Source organism: Streptomyces sp. NPDC046716, assembly GCF_040645755.1.
Taxonomy (GTDB): Bacteria; Actinomycetota; Actinomycetes; order Streptomycetales; family Streptomycetaceae; genus Streptomyces.
The window spans coordinates 23,458-42,714 of record NZ_JBEYYU010000061.1; the positions used below are offsets into that span (position 1 = coordinate 23,458).

A 19,257-nucleotide genomic window follows, 5' to 3' on the forward strand; every position below is an offset into this window, starting at 1 on the left:
CATGAGAAGGGAGAGGCAGTGCCTCTCGCAGCCACCGGCACCCTCGTCGGTGCGGCGGCGGCCCGGCAGGGCGCCGTCGCCGCGTTCAACGTCATCACCCTCGAACACATCGAGGCCGTCGTCGCCGGCGCCGAGACGGTCGACGCCCCCGTCATCCTGCAGATCAGCGAGAACGCCGTCCGCTACCGGTACGGACGGCTCCTGCCGCTGGCCCGCGCGGCGGTCGCCGTCGCCGAGCGGGCCGGTGTCGACGTCGCCCTCCACCTGGACCACGTACAGAGCGACGACCTGCTGCGGCAGGCGGCCGACGCCGGATTCAGCTCGGTGATGTACGACGCCGCCCATCTGCCCTACGACGAGAACCTCGCCGCGACCCGTGCCGCCGCCGACTGGGGGCACGCCCACGGGCTCTGGGTGGAGGCCGAGCTGGGCGAGGTCGGCGGGAAGAACGGGGCCGCGCCGCTGGACGCGCACGCACCCGGTGCCCGCACCGACCCCGGGGAGGCCCGCGCCTACGTCTCCGACTCCGGGGTCGACGCGCTGGCCGTCGCGGTCGGCTCCTCGCACGCGATGACGACCCGCACGGCGAGCCTCGACCACGATCTGCTCAAACGGCTCGCGGAAGGGCTCGGCGACCTCGGCGTACCGCTCGTGCTGCACGGCTCGTCGGGCGTGCCCGACGCGGAGCTGGCCGCGGCCGTGCGCGGCGGCATCGCCAAGGTCAACGTGGGCACCGCCCTGAACATCGCGATGACCGGCGCCATCAGGGAGTTCCTCGCGGCGCACCCCGACGCCGTCGACTCCCGCAAGTACCTCACCGTGGGCCGGGAGGCGATGGCGCGCACGGTCGGCGCGTTCATCACGGTGCTGCGGAGCCGGTGAACTCCGGGGCCAGGGCGCGGGCCGCCGCGTCGACGCCCCGGACGCTCAACGAACGCAGGGCCGGCAGGGCCGTCAGCAGATCGCTGGTCAGGCAGGCGTTGCGCGGCCGGGACGCGTAGCGGGTCCGCGCCTTCGGCACCGGGACCACCAGGCGGGCGTCCGCGCCGAGGGCGTCGGCGATCGTCAGCGCCCACTCGGCGCGGGTGACCCGGTCCGGGCCGGCCAGATGCAGCACCGGCGGCAGCGGCCCGGCCGCGTCCAGCAGCGCCGCCGTCACCCGGGCCACGTCGTCGACGGCGATCGGCGTGGTCCAGTGGTCGTCCGGGGCCCGCACCGGTTCGCCGCGCAGCAGATGGTGCGCGCAGGCCGCGAAGAAGTTGAGCCACTTCCCCGCGTCGGCCGGCTCGTACCCGTAGACGAGACTGACCCGCAACGCCACCGCGTCCGCCGCCGTGGCGAGGAGCACCTCCTCGGCGCGGCGCTTGGCGCGGCCGTACGCGTTCGCGGGGGAGACCGGCGCCGACTCGGCGTTCCGCTCGGCGGCGCCGTCGAAGACGTTGTCGGTCGAGATCAGCACGATCCGCACACCGGGCGCCAGCGAGGCGATGTTGTCGGCGACCACCGTGTGCGCCCGCTCGGCCGCGGCGGGATGCGCCTCGCACCACGTCACGTCCGACGGCCCGTGCACCAGGACGACACCGTCCGGGCGCACCCGGTCGAGCAGCCGCCCGCACGCCTCCGGGACGGTGGCGTCCAGCGCCGACCACCGCGCCCCGTACGCGGCCGGCGGCGTCGCGGGACGCCCCCGGGAGGCCAGGGTGACCGGGATGCCGTCGGCGCTGAGCCGACGGGCGACACCGGTGCCCACGAACCCGCTGCCGATGACGAGTACGCCGCTCATCGCACCCCCTGCCCGGCCGGCACCGGCAGCCGCTCGGCCAGCAGCCGGCCCGCGCCGATCAGCCCGTGATCGTCGTCCGCGACCCCCAGCGCGACCATCGCGTCGACCCCCTCCGCGGCCAGCCCGAAACAGCCGAGCCGCGCCAACTCGCCGACCAGCAGCCGCCGGTAGCGTTCCCCGACGGCCAGCGCGAAGCCGCCCATCACGATGTACCGGCAGATCCCGATCGACGTGAACACGGACGCGATCGCCTGCGCGAGCGGGGTGAGCGTGCTCCGCAGCACGGCGGTCGCGAACGGGTCGTCCGCGCGGACCGCCGCCGCCAGCGCCTCGTTGGTGAGCGCGGCGGGGCGCCCGCCGGGCGTGAGGGCGGACAGCAGCGACGCGGCGAATCCGTCCGGGTCGGACTCCGCCGCCCTGCGGGCCGCCGCCAGCACCCCGCGGCCCGAGGCGATCGCGCCCAGATGGCCGCGGCCCCCGCAGTCGCACAGCGGCGCGTCCGGCGAGGTGTCACAGGTCCAGTGGCCCAGCTCGCCGCCGTGCCCGTCCGCGTCGAGCAGGATCTCACCGCCGCGGAACACCTTGTTGCCGATGCCCGAGCTGACGGTCAGCAGACAGAACGGCTCGTCCTCCGTCGCCGCGTAGCGCCAGGCCGCGGCGGTCAGATCGTTGACGACGACCACCGGGACGCCCAGCCGCGCGGTGAGCCGCGCGCCGAGCGGCAGCGGCTCGCCGCGCCCGCCCCACACCGTCGGCGCCGCCAGCACCAGACCCGCGGCCGTGATCGGCCCGGCGAAGGCGACACCGACGGCGCGCGGGGCGGGACCGGCCGCCGAGTGCGCCTCGATCTCCCGGACCAGCTGGGCCACGACCCGTTCCTGGAGAACCGGTACGGGCGCCTCCGCGTCCTGGGCCATGCCGTCCACCGGCACCCGGCGCACCCGGGACAGTGCCCCGGTCTCCGGCGCGTACTCCGCGATCCGCAGTGTGGTGCCGCCGACGTCCAGGACGGTGAAGGGGGCATGTGGAGAAGGGGAGTTCACGCGGAACCTCCTGGAGTGGACGCCGGGTCGGAGTCGGGCAGCGGCTCCTCGAAGACCAGCAGGCGCAGCTCCCGCGTGCCGTCGTTGACGAGGCCGTGCTCGCCGTACGGCCGGTTGACGACGACATCACCTGCGGCGACCCGGAAGCGGACCCCGTCGCGGAACATCAGGCCGCTGCCGTCGAGCACGATGTACGTCTCCCGGTCCGCGCCGTGCCGGTGCCGCCCGATGGACGTGCCCGGCGGCAGCACGGCCAGATCGACGAACTCGGCGCCGTGGCCGCCGGGCCGCCGCGCGAAGGCCCGGTGGGCGTGGAGGGTGCCCGTCCCGCCGTGGTCGTGCGTCTTGGGCGCGAGCAGGTCGCGCAGATTGGGTACTTTCCCGGCGTCAGCCACCGTGCCGCTCCCCGTCCCGCGCCAGCGCGTCGAGGGCCGACCGCAGCAACGTCTGCGGGACGTCCTCCAGTTCGTCGACGAACGCCGCCCTGCCCGGCGCCGTCGGCACCACCAGGTGCAGCCTGCGCCCGCGCCGCTCCCAGGAGGCGCGCAGGGCGTCGGACATCAGCTCGGGGGTGCAGGTCCGCGGATCGTGCACGGGCAGCCCGATGCGCCGCAGCAGCCGGACGATCCGCGCGCAGGTGTCGGCGTCCGTCAGGCCGAGCAGCCGGGCGATGTGCGCGGACAGCGCCATGTCGACGGCGACCGCCTCCCCGTGCTCCAGCCGGTGATCGCCCGCCGTCTCGATGACCGGACTGAAGGTGTGGCCGAAGTCCACGAGCCGGGCCAGCTCGTGCTCGCGCAGATTGGGGCAGAGCTCCTCCATCATCAGCCGCATCGAGGTCCGCAGGACGTGCGTCTCCAACGGGCCGGGAGTGCGGGACGAGTTGAGGAAGACGTCCGGACGGTCCTCGAGGGTGCGCAGCAGGTCCGCGTCCAGGATCACCGCCATCTTCACGATCTCGGCGAGCCCGCAGCGGACCTCGCGCGGTGGCAGCGACGACAGGAACGCGGGGTCGTTGAGCGACGCGTGGGCGGGATGGTAGGCGCCGAACATGTTCTTGGTGCGCAGCGCGTTGACCCCCGTCTTCACGCCGACGCCGACGTCCACCTGCCCCACCAGCGTCGTGTTCACCTTGACGTAGCGGATGCCGCGGGCGTACATCGACGCCGCGAAGCCTACGACGTCCGCCACGATCCCGCCGCCCACGGCCAGCATCACCCCGTGCCGGTCGAGCCCCGCCGCCTTGGCGGTCGCGCACACCTGCTCGGCTGCGGCGAGCGTCTTGTGGTGCTCGCCCGTACGGATTTGATGGACGCTCCAACTGCCCGGATCCACATGTGTGTTGAGATAGGCGCGCAGCCGGTCGCCGTACAGCCGGTCGACCGTCGGGCTGACGAAGGCGACGACCCTGCGGCCCGCGACGGACCGCGCGAGCAGCGGATTGTCCTGGTCGAACACGCCGTCGGTGACGTCCACGCGATAGGCCGTGCCGTCGGGCGCCCGCAGGCCGAAGCCGCCGGCGTCCTCGCGTACGCCCGATCCGGCCTGGTCAAGAAGCTGGCCTGGCATCTCTCTCTTCTCTCTCGTGAGGCTCCGGCGTCTCCCGCCCGCAGGCGCGGGGGAGCGTGGTGAACAGCTGGGTGATCCTGCGGACCAGCGGGTGCTCCGCCAGCTCCTCCAGCGGAACGGGGCGCCCGGCTCCGTCCGCCGTCGGCAGCCGCCAGTTCGGGTGCACCCCGGACGTGCCCGGCAGGTTCTGCGGGCGGCGGTCCCCGACGGCGTCCGGCAGCCATACGCCGAGCAGCCGGGACGGGGTCAGCAGCAGGAACCGGTGCAGTGCCGACAGCGCGGTCTCCGGGTCGTGGTCGCCCTCGTCGAGCAGGCCGCAGCGGACCAGCTCGGCGAGCCAGCCGTCCCGCTCCGCCGCGGCCTGCGCCTTCTCCTCCGCCTCCGGACGCGTCAACAGGTCGAGCCGCGAACGGAGTTCGACGTGCTCGCCGGTCAGCCACGCCGTCGTGGTCGGGAGGTCGTGCGTGGTCAGCGTGGCCAGACAGTCGCCGCGCCACCGCTGTGCGGGCAGCGGACCCGCCCGGCCCTCGGAGCCGCCCACGTACTCGAAGCGCTGGACGGACGTGCCGAGGATGCCGCGCCGCGCGAGCCGCTCCCGTACGCCCGGCTCGACCGTGCCCAGGTCCTCCCCGATGACGGCGGCGCCCGCCCGGTGGGCCTCCAGCACGAGCGTGCCGAGGAGGGCGTCGGCGTCGTAGCGGACGTAGGTGCCCTCGGCGGGCGGCCGGCCCTCCGGGATCCACCACAGCCGGAACAGGCCCATCACATGGTCCACGCGGAGCGCGCCCGCGTGGCGCAGCCCGGCCCGCAGCACTCCGGCGAGCGGACGGTACCCGGCGGCCTCCAACGCGTCCGGCCGCCAGGGCGGCTGGCCCCAGTCCTGGCCGCGCCGGTTGAAGTCGTCGGGCGGCGCGCCGACGCTCGTCCCGGCGGCGAGGAAGTCCTGGTGGGCCCAGGCGTCCGCACCGTCGGGGGAGACCCCCACGGCGAGATCGTGCACGAGCCCGATCGGCATCCCGGCCGCCGTCGCCCGCCGCTGGGCCCCGGCCAGTTGCTCGTCCGTGATCCAGGCCAGCCAGCGATGGAAGGCGACGGCGTCGGCGAGTTCGGCCCGGGCGCGCTCCACCGCGCCGGAGCGCGGGTCGCGCAGCGCGGCCGGCCAGGAGCGCCAGGCCCCGCCGTGCACCTCGGCCAGCGCGCACCACGTGGCGAAGTCCGTGAGATCGCGGCCCTCGCGCCGCACGAACGCGGCGAAGGACGCGGCGCGGGCCGGAGTCGGCGGGACACCGGCGTGCAGCTCCCGGAGCGCGCCCAGCTTCAGCTCCCGCACGGCGTCCCGGTCGATCAGCGAACCGCCCCTCAGGAGCGCGTCGTTGAGGGCGTGGGCGCGGGCCGCGCACCTGTCGACGCGGTCGCGCGCCCTGCCCCCGAGGTACGCGTACTCGGGCACCGCCTCGACGCGCAGATGCAATGGGTCGGGAAAGCGGCGCGAGCCCGGCCGGTACGGGGAGGGGTCGGTGCCGGGCCCCGGCTCCGCCGCGTGCAGCGGGCCCAGTTGCACGAAACCCGCGCCGAGATCACGGGCCGACCACTCCGCGAGGTCGGCCAGGTCGGCGAGGTCGCCCATGCCCCAGGAGCGGCGCGAGACGGTGGCGTACAGCTGGACGAGGAACCCCCAGTGACGGCCCCCGGGCAGCGCGAGGCGTTCGGGGGCGACGAGCAGCGGGGTGCTCTCGGCGGCGCGGTCGGTGCGGACGTGGAGGGTGTGCAGGCCCGCCGGGAGCCCGGCGAGGGGGCCCGTCACGGGGGCCGTTCCCGCGCCGTCCTCCCACTCGATGTCGGCCCGAGCACCGTCCGGCAGGTCGAGGCGCAGCGTGTCGGACGTGCCGAGCGTCATGAAGGGCGGCAACAGCCGTGTGCCGCGCCGCTGTTCGAGCGCCGCCAGGGCCTCGGCAGCGGCGGCGGGAGTGCTCGCGTCGACACCGAGCGCGGCGAGCACCGCGACCAGGGTGTCGGGCGGGACGTCGGTACGGGTGCCGCGGTCCGTGGTGTAGGAGGTGGCGACGCCCCGGGCACGGGCCAGGCGGAGCAGGGCGTCTTCGGCGGGCGGGGACATGAGGTCGCCTTTCGAGGGTGGGTGTCGGGCGCGGAGGGACGGAGGTCCGGCGCCCTCACGGGGCGTAGGTGCTCGCGAAGAGGCGTTCCAGGACCCTGGCCACGCCGTCCTGCTCGTTGGCGGGGGCGATCTCGTCGGCGGCGGCCAGGAGCGCGGGGTGGGCGTTGGCGACGGCCACGCCGTGGGCCGCCCACGCAAGCAGCGGAAGGTCGTTGGGCATGTCGCCGAAGGCCAGGGTGTCGGCGGCCGTGCAGCCGAGGAGACGGGCGGCGCGTTCGATGCCGGCGGCCTTGGTGGTGCCGGGCGGCAGGACTTCGACCATGCCCTTCACCGAATGCACGACCGTCGCCTCGGCACCGCACAACCGCTGCACCGCGACGGCGAGTTCGTCCTCCGGGACGGTCGGATGGTGGAGGATCAGCTTGTCCACCGGGGTGTCCCACAGCCGGTCCCGGTCGGCCGTCACGTCCCAGCCGTGCCGGATGCGTTCGCCGAACCGCTCGGTGACCTTGAACCGGCTGTCCGGCGCCGCGGTCACCACCCCGAGTTCCACGGGCCCCAGCTCCCCCTCCACACGCGTGACGATCCGGCGGGCCAGGGCACGGGACAGCCGGGCCGAGGACAGCAGCCGCCCGGACCCGGCGTCGTAGAGCTGCGCGCCCTGCCCGCACACGGCGAGCCCCCGGTAGCCGAGCGCGTCGAGGACGCGGGCGCAGGCGGCCGCCGGCCGGCCGGTGACGACGACATGGTGTGCGCCCGCGTCGGCCACCGCCGCCAGCGCGCGCAGGGTGCGCTCCGACACGGACTGGTCGTCGCGGAGCAGCGTGCCGTCGAGATCGGTGGCGACCAGCCGGAACGGCGGTCCCGCGGGCGACAGGCTGTCCCAGGCGACCCGGCCCGTGGCCAGCGTGACCATGACGACCACGGCACCGGCGTCGGAGAGGGTGTCGGGCGGCCCGGTGAGACCGAGCGGGCCGGTGAAGGTGCCCGGGGCGGTCCTGGCCAGGGCGCGGAAGGTGGTGCCGGTGGCGGCCGGGGCCGGTTCGTCCGAGGCCAGCGTCTCGGCGGCGGTCTCCAGGAGGGCGCGGGCCGGGGCCGCCGCGCCCTCCCGCACGATCTCCACCGTCGCCGCCCCGTCGTGCCGGTACGTGAGCCGCCACGAGCCGTCCGGGTCCCGGGTGACGCGGGCCCGCCCGTGGACCCGGTCGGCCAGATCGGGGCGGTTCGCGAGGATCGCGGTGCGCAGACAGCGGGCGAAGTCCGCCCGCGACCAGGCGGCGGCGAAGAGTTCCTCGTACCGTCGCGGGTCGAGGGTGCCGCCCGCCCGTTCCCACGCCTCGGCGTCCCCGTGGGCCAGCGCGGCGGCGCGGATCGTCCCGGGGCGGTCCCGCCACGCGGAGTCGGGGAGGTCGTCGAACCAGCCGTCGGCCGCCGCCTCCTCCACGGGGTACGGGCGCGGCGCGTCCCCGAGGAGACCGGTGAAGGCGTCGAGGCGGGCCCGGGCCGCGCGCCGCCAGGTGAACCGCCGGGCGGTCGCCCGCGAGGTGGCGGACAGCCGTGCGTAGGTGCCGGGGCGGCGGGCGTGGACGGCTGCCGCCTCCCGTATGCGCTCGGCGAGCAGCCGCGCCAGCTCCGGGTCGTCGTCCCGGAACGAGGCGGGCACCGCGAACCCCGTCGCCTCCGGATGGTCGAGCGGCAGCGCGTGCCGGAAGTGCCGGGTCACCTGCTGGTCGGTCGCGAGCGGGACGGCGCCGCACGCCATCGCCTCCGCCTGCGCGATGAGGAAACCGTCGAGCTCGAACTTGGAGGGGAACACGCAGAACTCCGCCGAGGCCGCCTCCCGGAAGAGGGTGTCCTCGTCGGCCAGCTCCCAGGTGAGGCGGACGCGGTCGGGGTGCCGGTCGGCGACCGACCGGAAGTACGCGTTCGCCGCGGCGCCGTCCGCGGTGGCGCACCGGATCAGGAAGCTCGCCTCCAGACCGCCGTCGAGCACCTCCTCGACGGCCCGCATCAGCTCCAACTGCCCCTTGTGGTGCACCGCGTAGCGCGCCGCGTGATAGAAGACCGGCCGGTCCGGATCGAGACCCAGGCCGCGCAGGAACCCGGTGCGGTCCACCGCGGAGGGGTCCCGGGCCAGCCAGCTGTCGGTCACCCCGCAGCCGCCGGTCAGCAGCCGGTCCGCGCGGGCCCGGAGCACCTTCGCCACCGGCAGCGACTCGAACAGCGCCTCGACCGGCGCGTCCCGGAACGTGCTGTAGTACGTGCGCTGTCCGGGCGACACGAAGTCGACGAGGTCGGCGTGGGCCGCGACGAGCGGGAACAGGCCGACATGGCCGGGCCCGTACTCGACGTGCATCCGCGTTCCCGCCAGGGCGCGGCCCATCGTCGCCCGCGCCGAGCCCTCGGCGGGCAGCGGTCCGTCCAGCGCGTCGAGCGCGACGTCGTCCGCGCCGAACAGCGCCAGCATCCGTTCCACCAGGGGCCGGTACACCTTCTGCCCGATCGGCGCGTTCGCGGCGACGGTGCTCACCGTGCGCAGGAGCGGGTCCCGGGCGAGCACGGGAGGCAGCAGATAGTGGTAGGCGGGCTCGAAGGCGTGGACCACGGCCGGTTCGCCGGGGGTGCGCAGATGCTCCTGGACGAACCGCAGACCGGCCGCCTGGAACACCAGGGGCTTGAAGTGCGCCGGATCTTGGCCCTCCGCTCCCGGCGGCGGATACAGCCGGTCCGGCAGCAGATCGAGAAAGGCGTCCGACAGGAAGTGGATGTCGACGCCGTCGAGCCGCAGCAGGTGCGCGGTGGTCGTCAGCTCCAGGGAGAGGTCCGGGGGACGGCCCGTCCAGATCTTCGGATCCAGCGCGAGCGGCACCGTGTGGGTGAGGGTGCGGTGCGGCTGGTCCTCGACGGCGTACGTGTCCCGCAGCCGGTCCAGCTGACCGTGCGCCGGGGTGACGAGCGAGACGCGGTGGCCCTGCGCCGCGTACTGGCGCGCCAACTGCCACACCAGCGGGGAGAGACCGCCCCGCATCAGCCGCCGGTCGAAGCCGCCGCACTCGAAGGAGAACGCGATGATGTGCACGTCGGTGTCGTCCCCGCCCTCAGCCGGCCGTCGCCGCTGCGCACCCGGACCGCAGCCCGGCCTCGTCGATGAACTCGGTGTGCGTACCGGCGCTGGTGCAGGCGAACGCCCCCGACACCGATCCGGCGAGCACGCACTGTGCGACCGGCAGGCCCTGCGCGAGCCCGTACAGGAAGGCGCTCACGAAGGCGTCCCCGGCGCCGTTGCTGTCGACGACGGGACGCGGCGGCCGCACGGCCGCGAAGTGCCGCGGCTTGTCGTCGCCGCGCTCCAGGACATGGCAGCCGGCGGCGCCGTCCGTCGCGACGACCAGGCGCGCCCGTCCCCGGTCCACGATCGAGCGCAGGACGTCGTCGAGACGGTCGTGGATCGCGGCGGCGCTGAGGAACACGTAGTCGGAGGCGAGCGCGTAGGTCAGGTGGTGCTCGTTCTCGCCGTCCCAGTCGTGCAGGTCGGTGGAGCTGGGGATGCCGAGCCGGTGGATGTCCTCGTACAGGTCCTTCGTGACGCCCGTGATGGACAGGTGGACGTGCCGGGCCCGCTCCAGGAAGGGCAGACAGAAGTCGCGGGGCAGCCGCAGGTCCGCCGGGTGGCGGCCGTCGTAGAAGGAGAAGCGGCGGCCCTGCGGGTCGACGAGGTTCACCCCGCGCGGGGTGCCGTGCGGCGAGACGACATGGCTGAAGTCGAGGCCGTCGGCGGCGTACGCGTCCAGGATCGTGCGGCCCTGGATGTCGTCGCCGAGGAAGTCGATGAACTTGGTGGCCATGCCGAGCGCGCGGGCGCCGCGCGCCACGCCGTTGCCGGTGTGCGCCACGTAGTCGTGCACGGGCGGCACGAACACCGAGTCGCCGGGCGGCACTTGGAGGGCCGGTACCCGGACGATGGTGTCCACTCCGGCGCCGCCCGCCACCAGGATGTCGTACGAGGAGGGGCTGGGGTTCGCTGTCATGTCAGTGCTCCTTCGGTCTGCGGCACGTGCTGGACGGTCCCGTCCTCCAGGACCACCGCCGCGTCGATGTCGGCCCCCGCGGGAACGACGGCGCCGGGCAGCACGACACTGCGGTTCACCCGCGCGCCCGCGCCGACGCGCACGCCGGGGAAGAGCACGCTGCGTTCCACGTGCCCGTCGTTGACGAGGTCGCGCGGCACCCACGAGCTCCGCACGCCGGGCCGGTCGGCCACCCAGGTGCGGCGCACCCCGGGCCGGACCGTCCACGGCATCCGGTCCACCGGCAGGCCGTCGCGGGGCGCGTCCGCCAGGGCCAGATGGGCGCGGTGGTAGCGCTCGACGGTGCCGATGTCCGCCCAGTGGTCGCGCACCTCGTAGCCGCGGATGTCCTCCCCGGCGGCGAGCATCGCCGGGATGACGTCACGGCTGATGTCGTGCTGCCAGTCCGTGCCGTCGAGCTGTTCGAGGTACCGGTGCAGGATCGCGGAGTCGAAGACGCAGAACGCCGCGAACACCAGGTCCGACGTGGGCAGTTCGGGCTTCTCGACGAACCGGGTCAGCCGGCCGTGACCGTCGAACTCGACCATCCCGAAGAGGTGCACCCAGCGCCGCTCGATCCGCTGGTACGCGATGGTCAGCGCGGCGCCGGAGGCTCGGTGGGCGGCGATCAGCGGGCCGTAGTCGAAGCGGTAGGCGTGGTCCGCGTGCAGCACGAGGACCTGTTCGGCACCGAAGACGTACGGGGCCTTGCGGATCAGCGCGTCGGCCGTACCGCGCTCCGGCGCACCGGACGGGGGCGGAAGTTCACGTGGCAGTTCACCGGGCGGGGTCGCCCGGTACGCGGCGTCGTACGGGCCGAAGTGCACCCGGAGCCCCGGCCGTGCGTGCCACACCCGGTGCAGATCGTCCATCAGCCGCCGCTCCTCGAACTGCGAGAGCAGCAGCACCTCGCCGAGCCCGGAGGCGTGCGCGTTCGCCAGGCTGAAATCGATGAGCCGGCACGCCCCGCCGTACGGGACGAGCGGTTTGAGGCGGCCCGTGCCCAGCGGGCCCATGCGTCTGCCCTCACCGCCCGCGAGCAGTACGGCGCGCACCCCGTCACGTTCAGCCATGCCGCACCTCGTCCCAGGTCACACGCCCCGAGTCGAGCGTGAGCAGCAGCAGCGCGCCGGGCCCGGGCGGCGGCCCCTCGAAGGTGCCGGGAGCCGTCCGCGCCAGCGGCCGTACGCCGGGCAGGGCGCGGTCGCCCGCGGCGGTGGCGGGGGAGACGACCTCGACGCGGGCCGCGTGCGGGAGCCGGTAGCGCAGGGTGCCGTCGGCCGACACCGTGGCGCGCGTCCGCAGCCGCTCCAGGTCCGCGTCGGCGACGGCGCCCGGCCGGCGCTCGGCGGCGACGGCACAGGCGGCGAAGTCGGCCCGCTCCCAGGCGGCGGCGAACAGCGTGCGGGCCGCCGCGTCGTCCAGCGGCGCGCACCGCTCGTACGCGGCCGGATCGCCGTGCGCGACGGCCGCCTCCGGCGTGAGCGCGGCGTCGTCCAGCAGGTCGAACCAGCCGTGCCGCAGCGCGCGCCGCACATCGAGGCGGGGCGGCTCGCCCCGCCACAGCCGGGTGAACGCCTCCAGGTGCAGATCGGCGCAGTGGTCCCAGGTGAAGACCCGGGCCACGATGGTGGCCCGCCGCGACAACTCCCGGTAGCGGTCCGGCTGTTCGTGCCAGAGCGCCGTCGCCTCGTGGACGCGTGCGACGAGCGCGGCGACGAGCAGGTCGTCGTCCTCGGCGAACGAACGGTTCACGGCGAACCCGGTGGTCGTCTCCGGGCCGTCCGCGTGCCGGAAGTGCTCCATGCCGCGCTGGTCCGTGGCGAGGGGCACCGCGCCGACCGCCATCGCCTCGCCCTGAGCGATCAGGAAGGTGTCCATCTCGAACTTCGACGGGAACAGACAGAAGTCCGACGCGGCGGCGTACCCGAACACCTGCCGCTCCGCCACCCGCTCCCACTCCAGGTGGAGCCGCCCCTTGTGGCGCTCGGCGATCTCGTGGAACAGCGGGTCGGCGATGCCGTCGCCGGAGATGCAGCGGACCACGAAGTTGGCCGCGAGACCGGCGTTCAGGACCTGGTCCACGGCCCGGATCAGCTCCCGCTGGCCCTTGTGGTGGACGGCGTAGCGGGCGTTGTGGAAGAAGGTCGGCAGCCCGGGGTCGAGCCCGAGCGCGCCGAGCACCGCCGACCGGTCGACGTCCGCCGGGTCCCAGGCGAGCCAACGGTCCGAGATCGCGCAGCCGCCGACGAACATCTTGTGCGCGTTGCGGCGCACCACGTCCGCGATCGAAAGCCGGGCGAACAGCTCCTCGAAGGGGGTGTCGCGGAACGAGGCGTAGAAGTCGAGCTGGCCAGCCGACAGGAAGTCGATCAAGTCGGCGTTGTCCGCCGTCAGTTCGTACACGGGGACGTGGTCGGGTCCGTACGTGTAGTGCAGGTGGGTGCGCCGCTGGTACTGGACCATCGCCGCCGGAGCGTCGGGTGCGCTCTCCTCGGCGGCCCGGGGCGCGCAAACACCCAACAGGTCCAGCAGCCGTCGCACTTCGGGCGCGTAGACCTGCTTCGCGATCGGCATGTTGCTCTGCACATTGCTGACGACCAGCTTGGTGGGGTCGTCGCGGAGGGCCGCCGGAAGGAGGTAGTGGTAGTACGGCTCGTGCGCGTGCACCAGCGCCTTCTCGTCGCCGAACCAGCTCCGCAGGAACCGCACCGCGTCCACCTGGAACACGAGCGGCTTGAAGAAGACCAGGTCGCGGCCCTTGCTGTCGTAGGGCGGATAGAAGGTGTCCGGCAGCCGGTCCAGCCACTCGTTGGCCAGGAAGTACAGGTCGACGCCGTCGAGACGGATGCGGTGCGCCGTGGTCCGCAGCTCCAGGGCGGCCTCGGCCGGGAAGCCGTGCCACACCTCGGGGTCGAGGGGGAGCGGAAGCGTGTACGCGTCCTCGTACGGCAGGTCCTCGACCTCGTACCGGTCCCGCAGATCACCGAGACGGCCGTGGGCCGGGGTGACGATCGAGACGCGGTGCCCGCGCGCGGCGAACGTCCGGGACAGATTCCACAGATAGACGGAGGTGCCGCCCTGGATGAAGGTGTGGTCGAAACCGCAGCATTCGAAGTACGTCTCGATGATGTGCATACGCTCGCCCGTGGGCTGTCGCATGAGCTGGTCACTTCCTCGCGAAGGCGATGGCGGGGGCGAGCGCGCGGGCGTGCCGCAGGTCGATCGCCGCGTGGTAGGGGCGGGCATGGGCCTGGTTGTAGGCCAGCTCGTGCAGCAGCCGGCGCACATGGAGAAGACGGCGCAGCGGATCGCGCGCGGCGGGGCCGAGCAGCAGCCGCAGCACCCGCTCCCGCCAGGCGTCGGCCGCGCCGAACACCTGCCGCACCACCGCCCGTCGGGGCTCGGAAAGGTCGTGGGTGTCGTCGAGCGCGGCGAGCATCGTCTCCAGCGAGTCGACCCCCAGGCGCCGCGCGCTCTCGAAGGCGGCCTCGTCCGCCGCGAAGTACTCCAGGGCCCGCTCGACCGCGACCAGGTCCTGGAGCGGGGACTGTTCGGACCAGCGCGGTTCGGCGGGGGAGAGGGCGGGGGTGGACAGGTCGATGACGGTCAGCCGCCAGGCGTCGTCGCCGGTGCGCAGCAGATGCGACAGATGCAGGTCGCCGTGGCACGGACCGGCGGCCGGAAGTCCGGAAGACTCCTCGAACTCGGCATCCAGGGATGTGAGTTCGGTGCGCAGAGACGCGTAGGCCGCGGCGCGCGCCGCCGGTGGCAGCGGCAACGCGTCGTGCCGGCCGAGGTGGTCGAGCCTGCGGGTCGCGTCCGCGAGAGCTTCGCGCACCGGATACACGGCCGTACCGGGAAGCCGCTCGGCCAGGTCGCGGTGGAAGGCGGAGAGGAAGACGCCGACGCCCCTCAACTTCGCCTCCAGCGGCCGCAGATGAGCCTCCACCACACGCCCGTGCGGCATGGCGTCGGTGAGGAGCGGCCACATCGAGCGCAGGTTCTCCCGCAGCGGGGTGTCGATGCCGTCGCCCGGGGCGTAGCGGTAGACCACGCCCAGCGGGTGGCGGGTGCCGTCGGCCGGGTCCGTGTAGGCGTAGTCGCCGACCCACTCCGGGGTGCGGCCGGTGCCATTCATCCGGCGCAGCAGCTCCGGCTCGTGCACCGGCTCGTCCAGACTCCGGTACGTCTTGTGGATGCAGGGCGTGCCCGCGATGTCCACCAGGGACAGCGCGTTGGAGGACCAGCCCTGCTCGAAGGGGAGCCGCCGCACCCGCGCGGCGGCCCGCCCGGTGCCCCGGAACTCGATCGTGCCGCCCCGCGCCGTGTGCACCCGGCCGCCGGCCAGGGTCCGGGCGACCACGGCCTCGTCGAACGCGTCGCTGCCGACCGCCTCCTCCAGCCGCCCGTCCCGGCCCGCCCGCACCGGCACGAAGAACCGCCGCCCCGCCGCGGCCACCACGAGGAGCAGCGCGGCCGGGCCCAGCACGGCGTGGTCGACCCGCTCGTAGCGCTCGGCCGCGCGCCCGTCCTCCGGCATCCAGGGGGCGGTGCGCAGCAGCGCGTCCAGTGCGCCGTCGTCGATCATGCGGCTCTCAACTCCCGGTCATCTCGTACGTGGTGATGCCGCGCCGCCACACCGCGAGCGCGAGACCCAGCGCGGCGGCCGTCACCAGCGGCAGCCACACCACGAGTCCGGTGTCGCCGTCGAGGAGGTACGCGCACGGGGCGTAGGACGTGAAGGCGAAGGGCAGCACCCAGGTCAGCAGGGCGCGCAGCGTCGGGTGGTAGAGGTCGAGCGGGTAGGCGGCGAACTCGGAGACCTGGCTCGCCGCGTACATCGCGGGCAGGCTCGTCACCGTCCAGAAGGACAGGGAGGCGAAGAGCAGCTTCACCGCGGTGTGGATCAGCGCCCCGCACAGCACGAGCAAGGGGGCAAGCGCCCACTGAGTGGCGGTCGGATCCAGGCCGAGCTCGCTCCCCGACCAGGCCACCAGGGCGGCGCCGACGACCAGTTCACCGAAGCCGTCCGGATGGAAGAACCGCTCCGACAGCAGCGAGAAGAGCGGGCTGACCGGGCGCACCAGATGCCGGAAGAACTCGCCGCGCTGCACCAGCTTGCGGCCCAGCTCCCACAGCTGGTCCGTGAAGAGGTGGTCGAGGCCGCGCGGCAGCAGCGAGAAGCCCAGCAGGAACACCACCTCGTGGTACGACCAGCCGGCCACCACCGGCACCTGCCGGAAGACCAGACCGACCACCGCCGTCTGCACCCCGACCCGCACGAGGAAGGCGCCCGCGCCGAGCACGAAGTCGAGCCGGTACGCGGTCAGCCGGTGCAGGCCCACCCCGCCCAGGAACCAGGACAGGCGCGCGTACCGCGCCACCGTGCGCAGTCCGCTCATCCGCCCAGCACCTCGAGCCGGCCGAGCGCGGCCCGCCACAGCGCCGCGCAGAGCGCTCCCAGGCCGAGCACCCAGCCCGCCTGCTGGGCGAGGACCGACCACGCGCCCGCCGCACCGTCGTACCGGCCGAGCAGCAGGGTCAGCGGGCCGTCGACCATGCCGCGGAACGGCAGCGCGTACGCGAGCGCCGCCAGCGGGCCCGGCATCAGCGCGATCGGCACGAGCTGCCCGGCGAAGAAGGCGACGACGCTCTGCTTCACCATCCGCACCCCCCAGGTGTTGGTGGTGACGAAGCCGGTCATGCCGGTGAGCAGATTGACGCAGAACGCGATGAGGACCGAGAGCCCCGTCGACGCCACGAACAGCGCCAGGTCGGCGGGGCGCGGCACGGCGAGCGGCACGACGGCCGCGAAGAGCGCGAGGACCGGCACCCCGACGAGCGCCGCGTTGGCGACGACCACCGGCAGACACGCGAAGAACCGCACCAGCGGATAGCTGACCGGCCGCACCAGCATCACGGCGACGTCCCCGCGGTACACCTCGGCCGCGACCTCGTCGTCCACCCGGTTCGTGTGCAGGACCTGAAGCACCTGCGCCACCAGCAGATACGTGGTGATACCGGTGAGCGTGAAGCCGCCGGGCCCGCCGCCGTCCGGGGCGTCCGCGTACACCGCCCGCCACAGGAACACCGTCACGGCGGCGCCCGCGGCCGCGGTCACCCCGGTGATCACGAACATCGACCGGTACTGGAGCAGCGACTGGAGCCCGCCCGTCGCGAACGGCAGATGGGCCCTGAACGAGGTCCGCACGCTCATGCGCCGCTCACCTCGGCCGGCTCCGGGGCCCGCCCCCGGCCGTAGATCTGCCGCAGCACGTCCTCCAGGTCCGGCTCGGGCGCGTAGCAGTCCACGAGGTCGAACCGGTCGAGGAGGAACGCCAGCACCTGGCGGGAGGTGAACTCCGCCGCCGGATAGTCGACCTGGACGCGGCCGCCCTCGGCGGGCACGGCCCGCACCCCGGGCAGCTGCCGCTCGACGAGCGCGCACGCGGCGTCCGCCGCCAGCCGGTCCCGGTGGTCGAAGACGACCGACCTGCGGTCGGCGGTGCGCAGCAGCTCCTGGAGGGTGCCCTGGTGCACCACCCGGCCCCGGTCCACGACCAGCGCGCTGTCGCAGATCGCGGCGATGTCCGCGATGTCGTGGCTGGTCAGCACGACGGTCGTACCGAGGTCCCGGTGGGCCCTGACGACCAGTTCGCGCACCGCCTCCTTGAGCACCATGTCGAGCCCGATGGTCGGCTCGTCCCAGAACACGACGGCCGGATCGTGCAGCAGACTCGCCGCGATCTCCGCCCGCATCCGCTGCCCGAGACTCAGCTGCCGCACGGGCGTCGTACCGAGCGCGTCGATGTCGAGCAGCTCGCGGTACAGGGCGAGATTGCGGTGGTAGACGGCGTTGGGGATGTCGTAGATCCGGCGCAGGATGCGGAACGAGTCCGGCACCGACAGGTCCCACCACAGCTGGCTGCGCTGCCCGAAGACGACCCCGATCGAGCGGGCGTTGCGCTGCCGGTGGCGGTACGGCTCGATGCCCCGCACCCGGCAGTGTCCCGAGGTCGGTGTCATGATCCCGGTGAGCATCTTGATGGTCGTCGACTTGCCCGCGCCGTTCGCCCCGATGTAGGCGGTGCGCGAGCCCGCCGGGATCTCGAACGACACCCCGTCCACCGCCCGCACCACGCGGTGCCGGCGCGTGAACAGCGTCCCGATGCTGCCGGCCAGGCCCGGCCCGCGCTCGGGGATCCGGAACTCCTTGACCAGTTCGTGCGCGACGATCACGCGGTCACCGCCTGCTCGATCGCCTTTTCGAGTAGACCGACGCCCTCGTCGAGCAGCGCCTCGTCGATCGTGAACGGCGGCGCGAGGCGCAGCACATGACCGCCGAGGGCGACCCGGAGTCCCAGATCGAGCGCCGCCGCGTACACCGCGCGGGCGAGCGCGGGGGCGGGCGTTCGGCTCGCCCGGTCCGTCACGAACTCCAGGCCCCACAGCAGCCCGAGCCCGCGTACGTCGCCGAGCCGGTCGAAGCGGTCGTGCAGCCCGAGCAGGCGCTCCTGAAGCAACTCGCCCAGCCTGTTGACCTGTTCGATCAGGTGGTCGCGCTCGATGATCTCCAGCGTGGCGCGGGCCGCCGCGATGCCGAGCGGGTTGCTCGCGTACGTCGACGCGTACGCGCCCGGTGTCGCCGCCGCCGGATCGTGCAGCAGGGCGCGGCGGCCCGCCAGCACCGCGAACGGGAAGCCGTTCGCCATGCCCTTGGACAGCGCCACCAGGTCCGGCTCCACGCCCACGCGCTCACTGGCCAGGAAGGCGCCGGTCCGGCCGCCGCCGGTCAGCACCTCGTCGGCGACGAGCAGCACCCCGTTCTCACGGCAGGCGTCACCGATCTGCTCCCAGTAGCCGGGCGGCGGCACGATGACACCGGCCGCGCCGAGCACCGGCTCGAAGACCAGCGCGGCCGTGCTCGGCTTGTCCGCGATGTGCCGCCGCACCAGCGACGCGCAGCGCAGCCCGCACGACGAGCGGTCGAGACCGAGCGGGCAGCGGTAGCAGTAGGGCGCGTAGCCCAGCACGCTGTTGCCCGCGAACGACTGGTGCCCGATGTCCCAGTGCACCAGCATCCGCGCGCCCATCGTCTTGCCGTGGAAACCGTGGCGCAGCGCGCCGATCCGGTTGCGGCCCGGGGCCGCCGTCGCCTGCACCACCCGCAGCGCGGCCTCCACCACCTCGGCGCCGGTCGAGAACAGGGCGTACGTGTCGAGGTGTTCGGGCAGCGACCGGGCGAGCGTGTCGAGGAGCCGGGCCCGGTCGGGGGTGGCCGTGTCGTGCACGTTCCACAAACGTGCGGCCTGCGCCGTCAGCGCCGCCACCACCTCGGGATGGGTGTGGCCGAGGGACTGGGTGAGCGTGCCCGCGGCGAAGTCCAGGTACTGATTGCCGTCGAGGTCCGTCAGTACCGGGCCGCGGCCCTCGGCGAACACCCGTCGGCCCACGGCCGCCTCCTCCGACGCGCCCGGCGCCAGACGCCGATCCTCCCGCTCCAACTGGGCGAGCTGGCGGCTGTGTTGCCTCACTGCGGCTCCCTCGGTGCTGCCGGACGGCGCGAACTGGCCGGTGGATCAAGGCTGTTGAGTGCTGCGGGCACCGAGTGAAACACCACGGCGACGGCTCTAGCAAGTAGTTGCTGAAAATTTCAGACTGGTCTTGCGGAAGGGT

The 19,257-nt window shown here is 73.9% G+C and carries 15 protein-coding genes; 1 reads left to right on the forward strand and 14 read right to left on the reverse strand.

Annotation, left to right across the window (positions count from 1 at the left end):
• Positions 1-18: 18 nt before the first annotated feature.
• Positions 19-882: a class II fructose-bisphosphate aldolase gene (locus tag ABZ930_RS33370; RefSeq protein ID WP_361556363.1), complete on the forward strand. Its 864-nt coding sequence runs from the start codon at positions 19-21 to the stop codon at positions 880-882.
• Here ABZ930_RS33370 and ABZ930_RS33375 read toward each other — a convergent pair.
• From ABZ930_RS33375 to ABZ930_RS33440, 14 genes are read right to left on the reverse strand one after another with little or no spacing between them, the layout of a single operon-like run.
• Positions 860-1,783: a sugar nucleotide-binding protein gene (locus tag ABZ930_RS33375; RefSeq protein ID WP_361556366.1), complete on the reverse strand. Its 924-nt coding sequence runs from the start codon at positions 1,781-1,783 to the stop codon at positions 860-862. The genes ABZ930_RS33370 and ABZ930_RS33375 overlap by 23 nt on opposite strands.
• Positions 1,780-2,826 (reverse strand): ROK family protein, encoded by a 1,047-nt coding sequence (locus tag ABZ930_RS33380; protein ID WP_361556369.1) that lies wholly within the window; start codon positions 2,824-2,826, stop codon positions 1,780-1,782. Before ABZ930_RS33380 ends, ABZ930_RS33375 begins: the two co-directional genes overlap by 4 nt.
• Positions 2,823-3,221: a cupin domain-containing protein gene (locus ABZ930_RS33385; RefSeq protein WP_361556372.1), complete on the reverse strand. Its 399-nt coding sequence runs from the start codon at positions 3,219-3,221 to the stop codon at positions 2,823-2,825. Before ABZ930_RS33385 ends, ABZ930_RS33380 begins: the two co-directional genes overlap by 4 nt.
• Positions 3,214-4,395, reverse strand: coding sequence for a sedoheptulose 7-phosphate cyclase (locus tag ABZ930_RS33390; protein WP_361556375.1), 1,182 nt, complete (start codon positions 4,393-4,395; stop codon positions 3,214-3,216). Before ABZ930_RS33390 ends, ABZ930_RS33385 begins: the two co-directional genes overlap by 8 nt.
• Positions 4,376-6,511 carry a 4-alpha-glucanotransferase gene (gene malQ / locus ABZ930_RS33395; protein WP_361556378.1) on the reverse strand — a complete coding sequence of 712 codons (2,136 nt, stop codon included), beginning with the start codon at positions 6,509-6,511 and terminating at the stop codon, positions 4,376-4,378. The genes ABZ930_RS33390 and malQ overlap by 20 nt, the downstream gene beginning before the upstream one ends.
• A gap of 55 nt (positions 6,512-6,566) precedes the next feature.
• Positions 6,567-9,590 carry an HAD-IIB family hydrolase gene (locus ABZ930_RS33400; RefSeq protein ID WP_361556381.1) on the reverse strand — a complete coding sequence of 1,008 codons (3,024 nt, stop codon included), beginning with the start codon at positions 9,588-9,590 and terminating at the stop codon, positions 6,567-6,569.
• 19 nt (positions 9,591-9,609) lie between these two features.
• The gene (locus tag ABZ930_RS33405; protein WP_361556384.1) at positions 9,610-10,539 is read right to left on the reverse strand and encodes a carbohydrate kinase family protein; all 930 of its coding nucleotides are present in this window, start codon (positions 10,537-10,539) and stop codon (positions 9,610-9,612) included.
• Positions 10,536-11,651 carry a sugar phosphate nucleotidyltransferase gene (locus tag ABZ930_RS33410; protein WP_361556387.1) on the reverse strand — a complete coding sequence of 372 codons (1,116 nt, stop codon included), beginning with the start codon at positions 11,649-11,651 and terminating at the stop codon, positions 10,536-10,538. The genes ABZ930_RS33405 and ABZ930_RS33410 overlap by 4 nt, the downstream gene beginning before the upstream one ends.
• A complete protein-coding gene (locus ABZ930_RS33415; protein ID WP_361556390.1) occupies positions 11,644-13,740 on the reverse strand; it encodes a glycosyltransferase in 2,097 nt (698 codons plus the stop codon). Before ABZ930_RS33415 ends, ABZ930_RS33410 begins: the two co-directional genes overlap by 8 nt.
• A 7-nt stretch (positions 13,741-13,747) precedes the next feature.
• Positions 13,748-15,169, reverse strand: coding sequence for a hypothetical protein (locus ABZ930_RS33420; RefSeq protein ID WP_361556393.1), 1,422 nt, complete (start codon positions 15,167-15,169; stop codon positions 13,748-13,750).
• 7 nt (positions 15,170-15,176) lie between these two features.
• Positions 15,177-15,983, reverse strand: coding sequence for an ABC-2 family transporter protein (locus ABZ930_RS33425; protein ID WP_361556396.1), 807 nt, complete (start codon positions 15,981-15,983; stop codon positions 15,177-15,179).
• Positions 15,980-16,798 carry an ABC-2 family transporter protein gene (locus tag ABZ930_RS33430; RefSeq protein ID WP_361556399.1) on the reverse strand — a complete coding sequence of 273 codons (819 nt, stop codon included), beginning with the start codon at positions 16,796-16,798 and terminating at the stop codon, positions 15,980-15,982. Before ABZ930_RS33430 ends, ABZ930_RS33425 begins: the two co-directional genes overlap by 4 nt.
• Positions 16,795-17,820, reverse strand: a complete 1,026-nt coding sequence (locus ABZ930_RS33435; protein WP_361556402.1) for an ATP-binding cassette domain-containing protein — start codon at positions 17,818-17,820, stop codon at positions 16,795-16,797. The genes ABZ930_RS33430 and ABZ930_RS33435 overlap by 4 nt, the downstream gene beginning before the upstream one ends.
• Entirely contained in the window at positions 17,817-19,115 is a 1,299-nt protein-coding gene (locus ABZ930_RS33440) for an aminotransferase class III-fold pyridoxal phosphate-dependent enzyme (RefSeq protein WP_361556405.1), read from the reverse strand. Before ABZ930_RS33440 ends, ABZ930_RS33435 begins: the two co-directional genes overlap by 4 nt.
• Between the last annotated feature and the right edge of the window lie 142 nt (positions 19,116-19,257).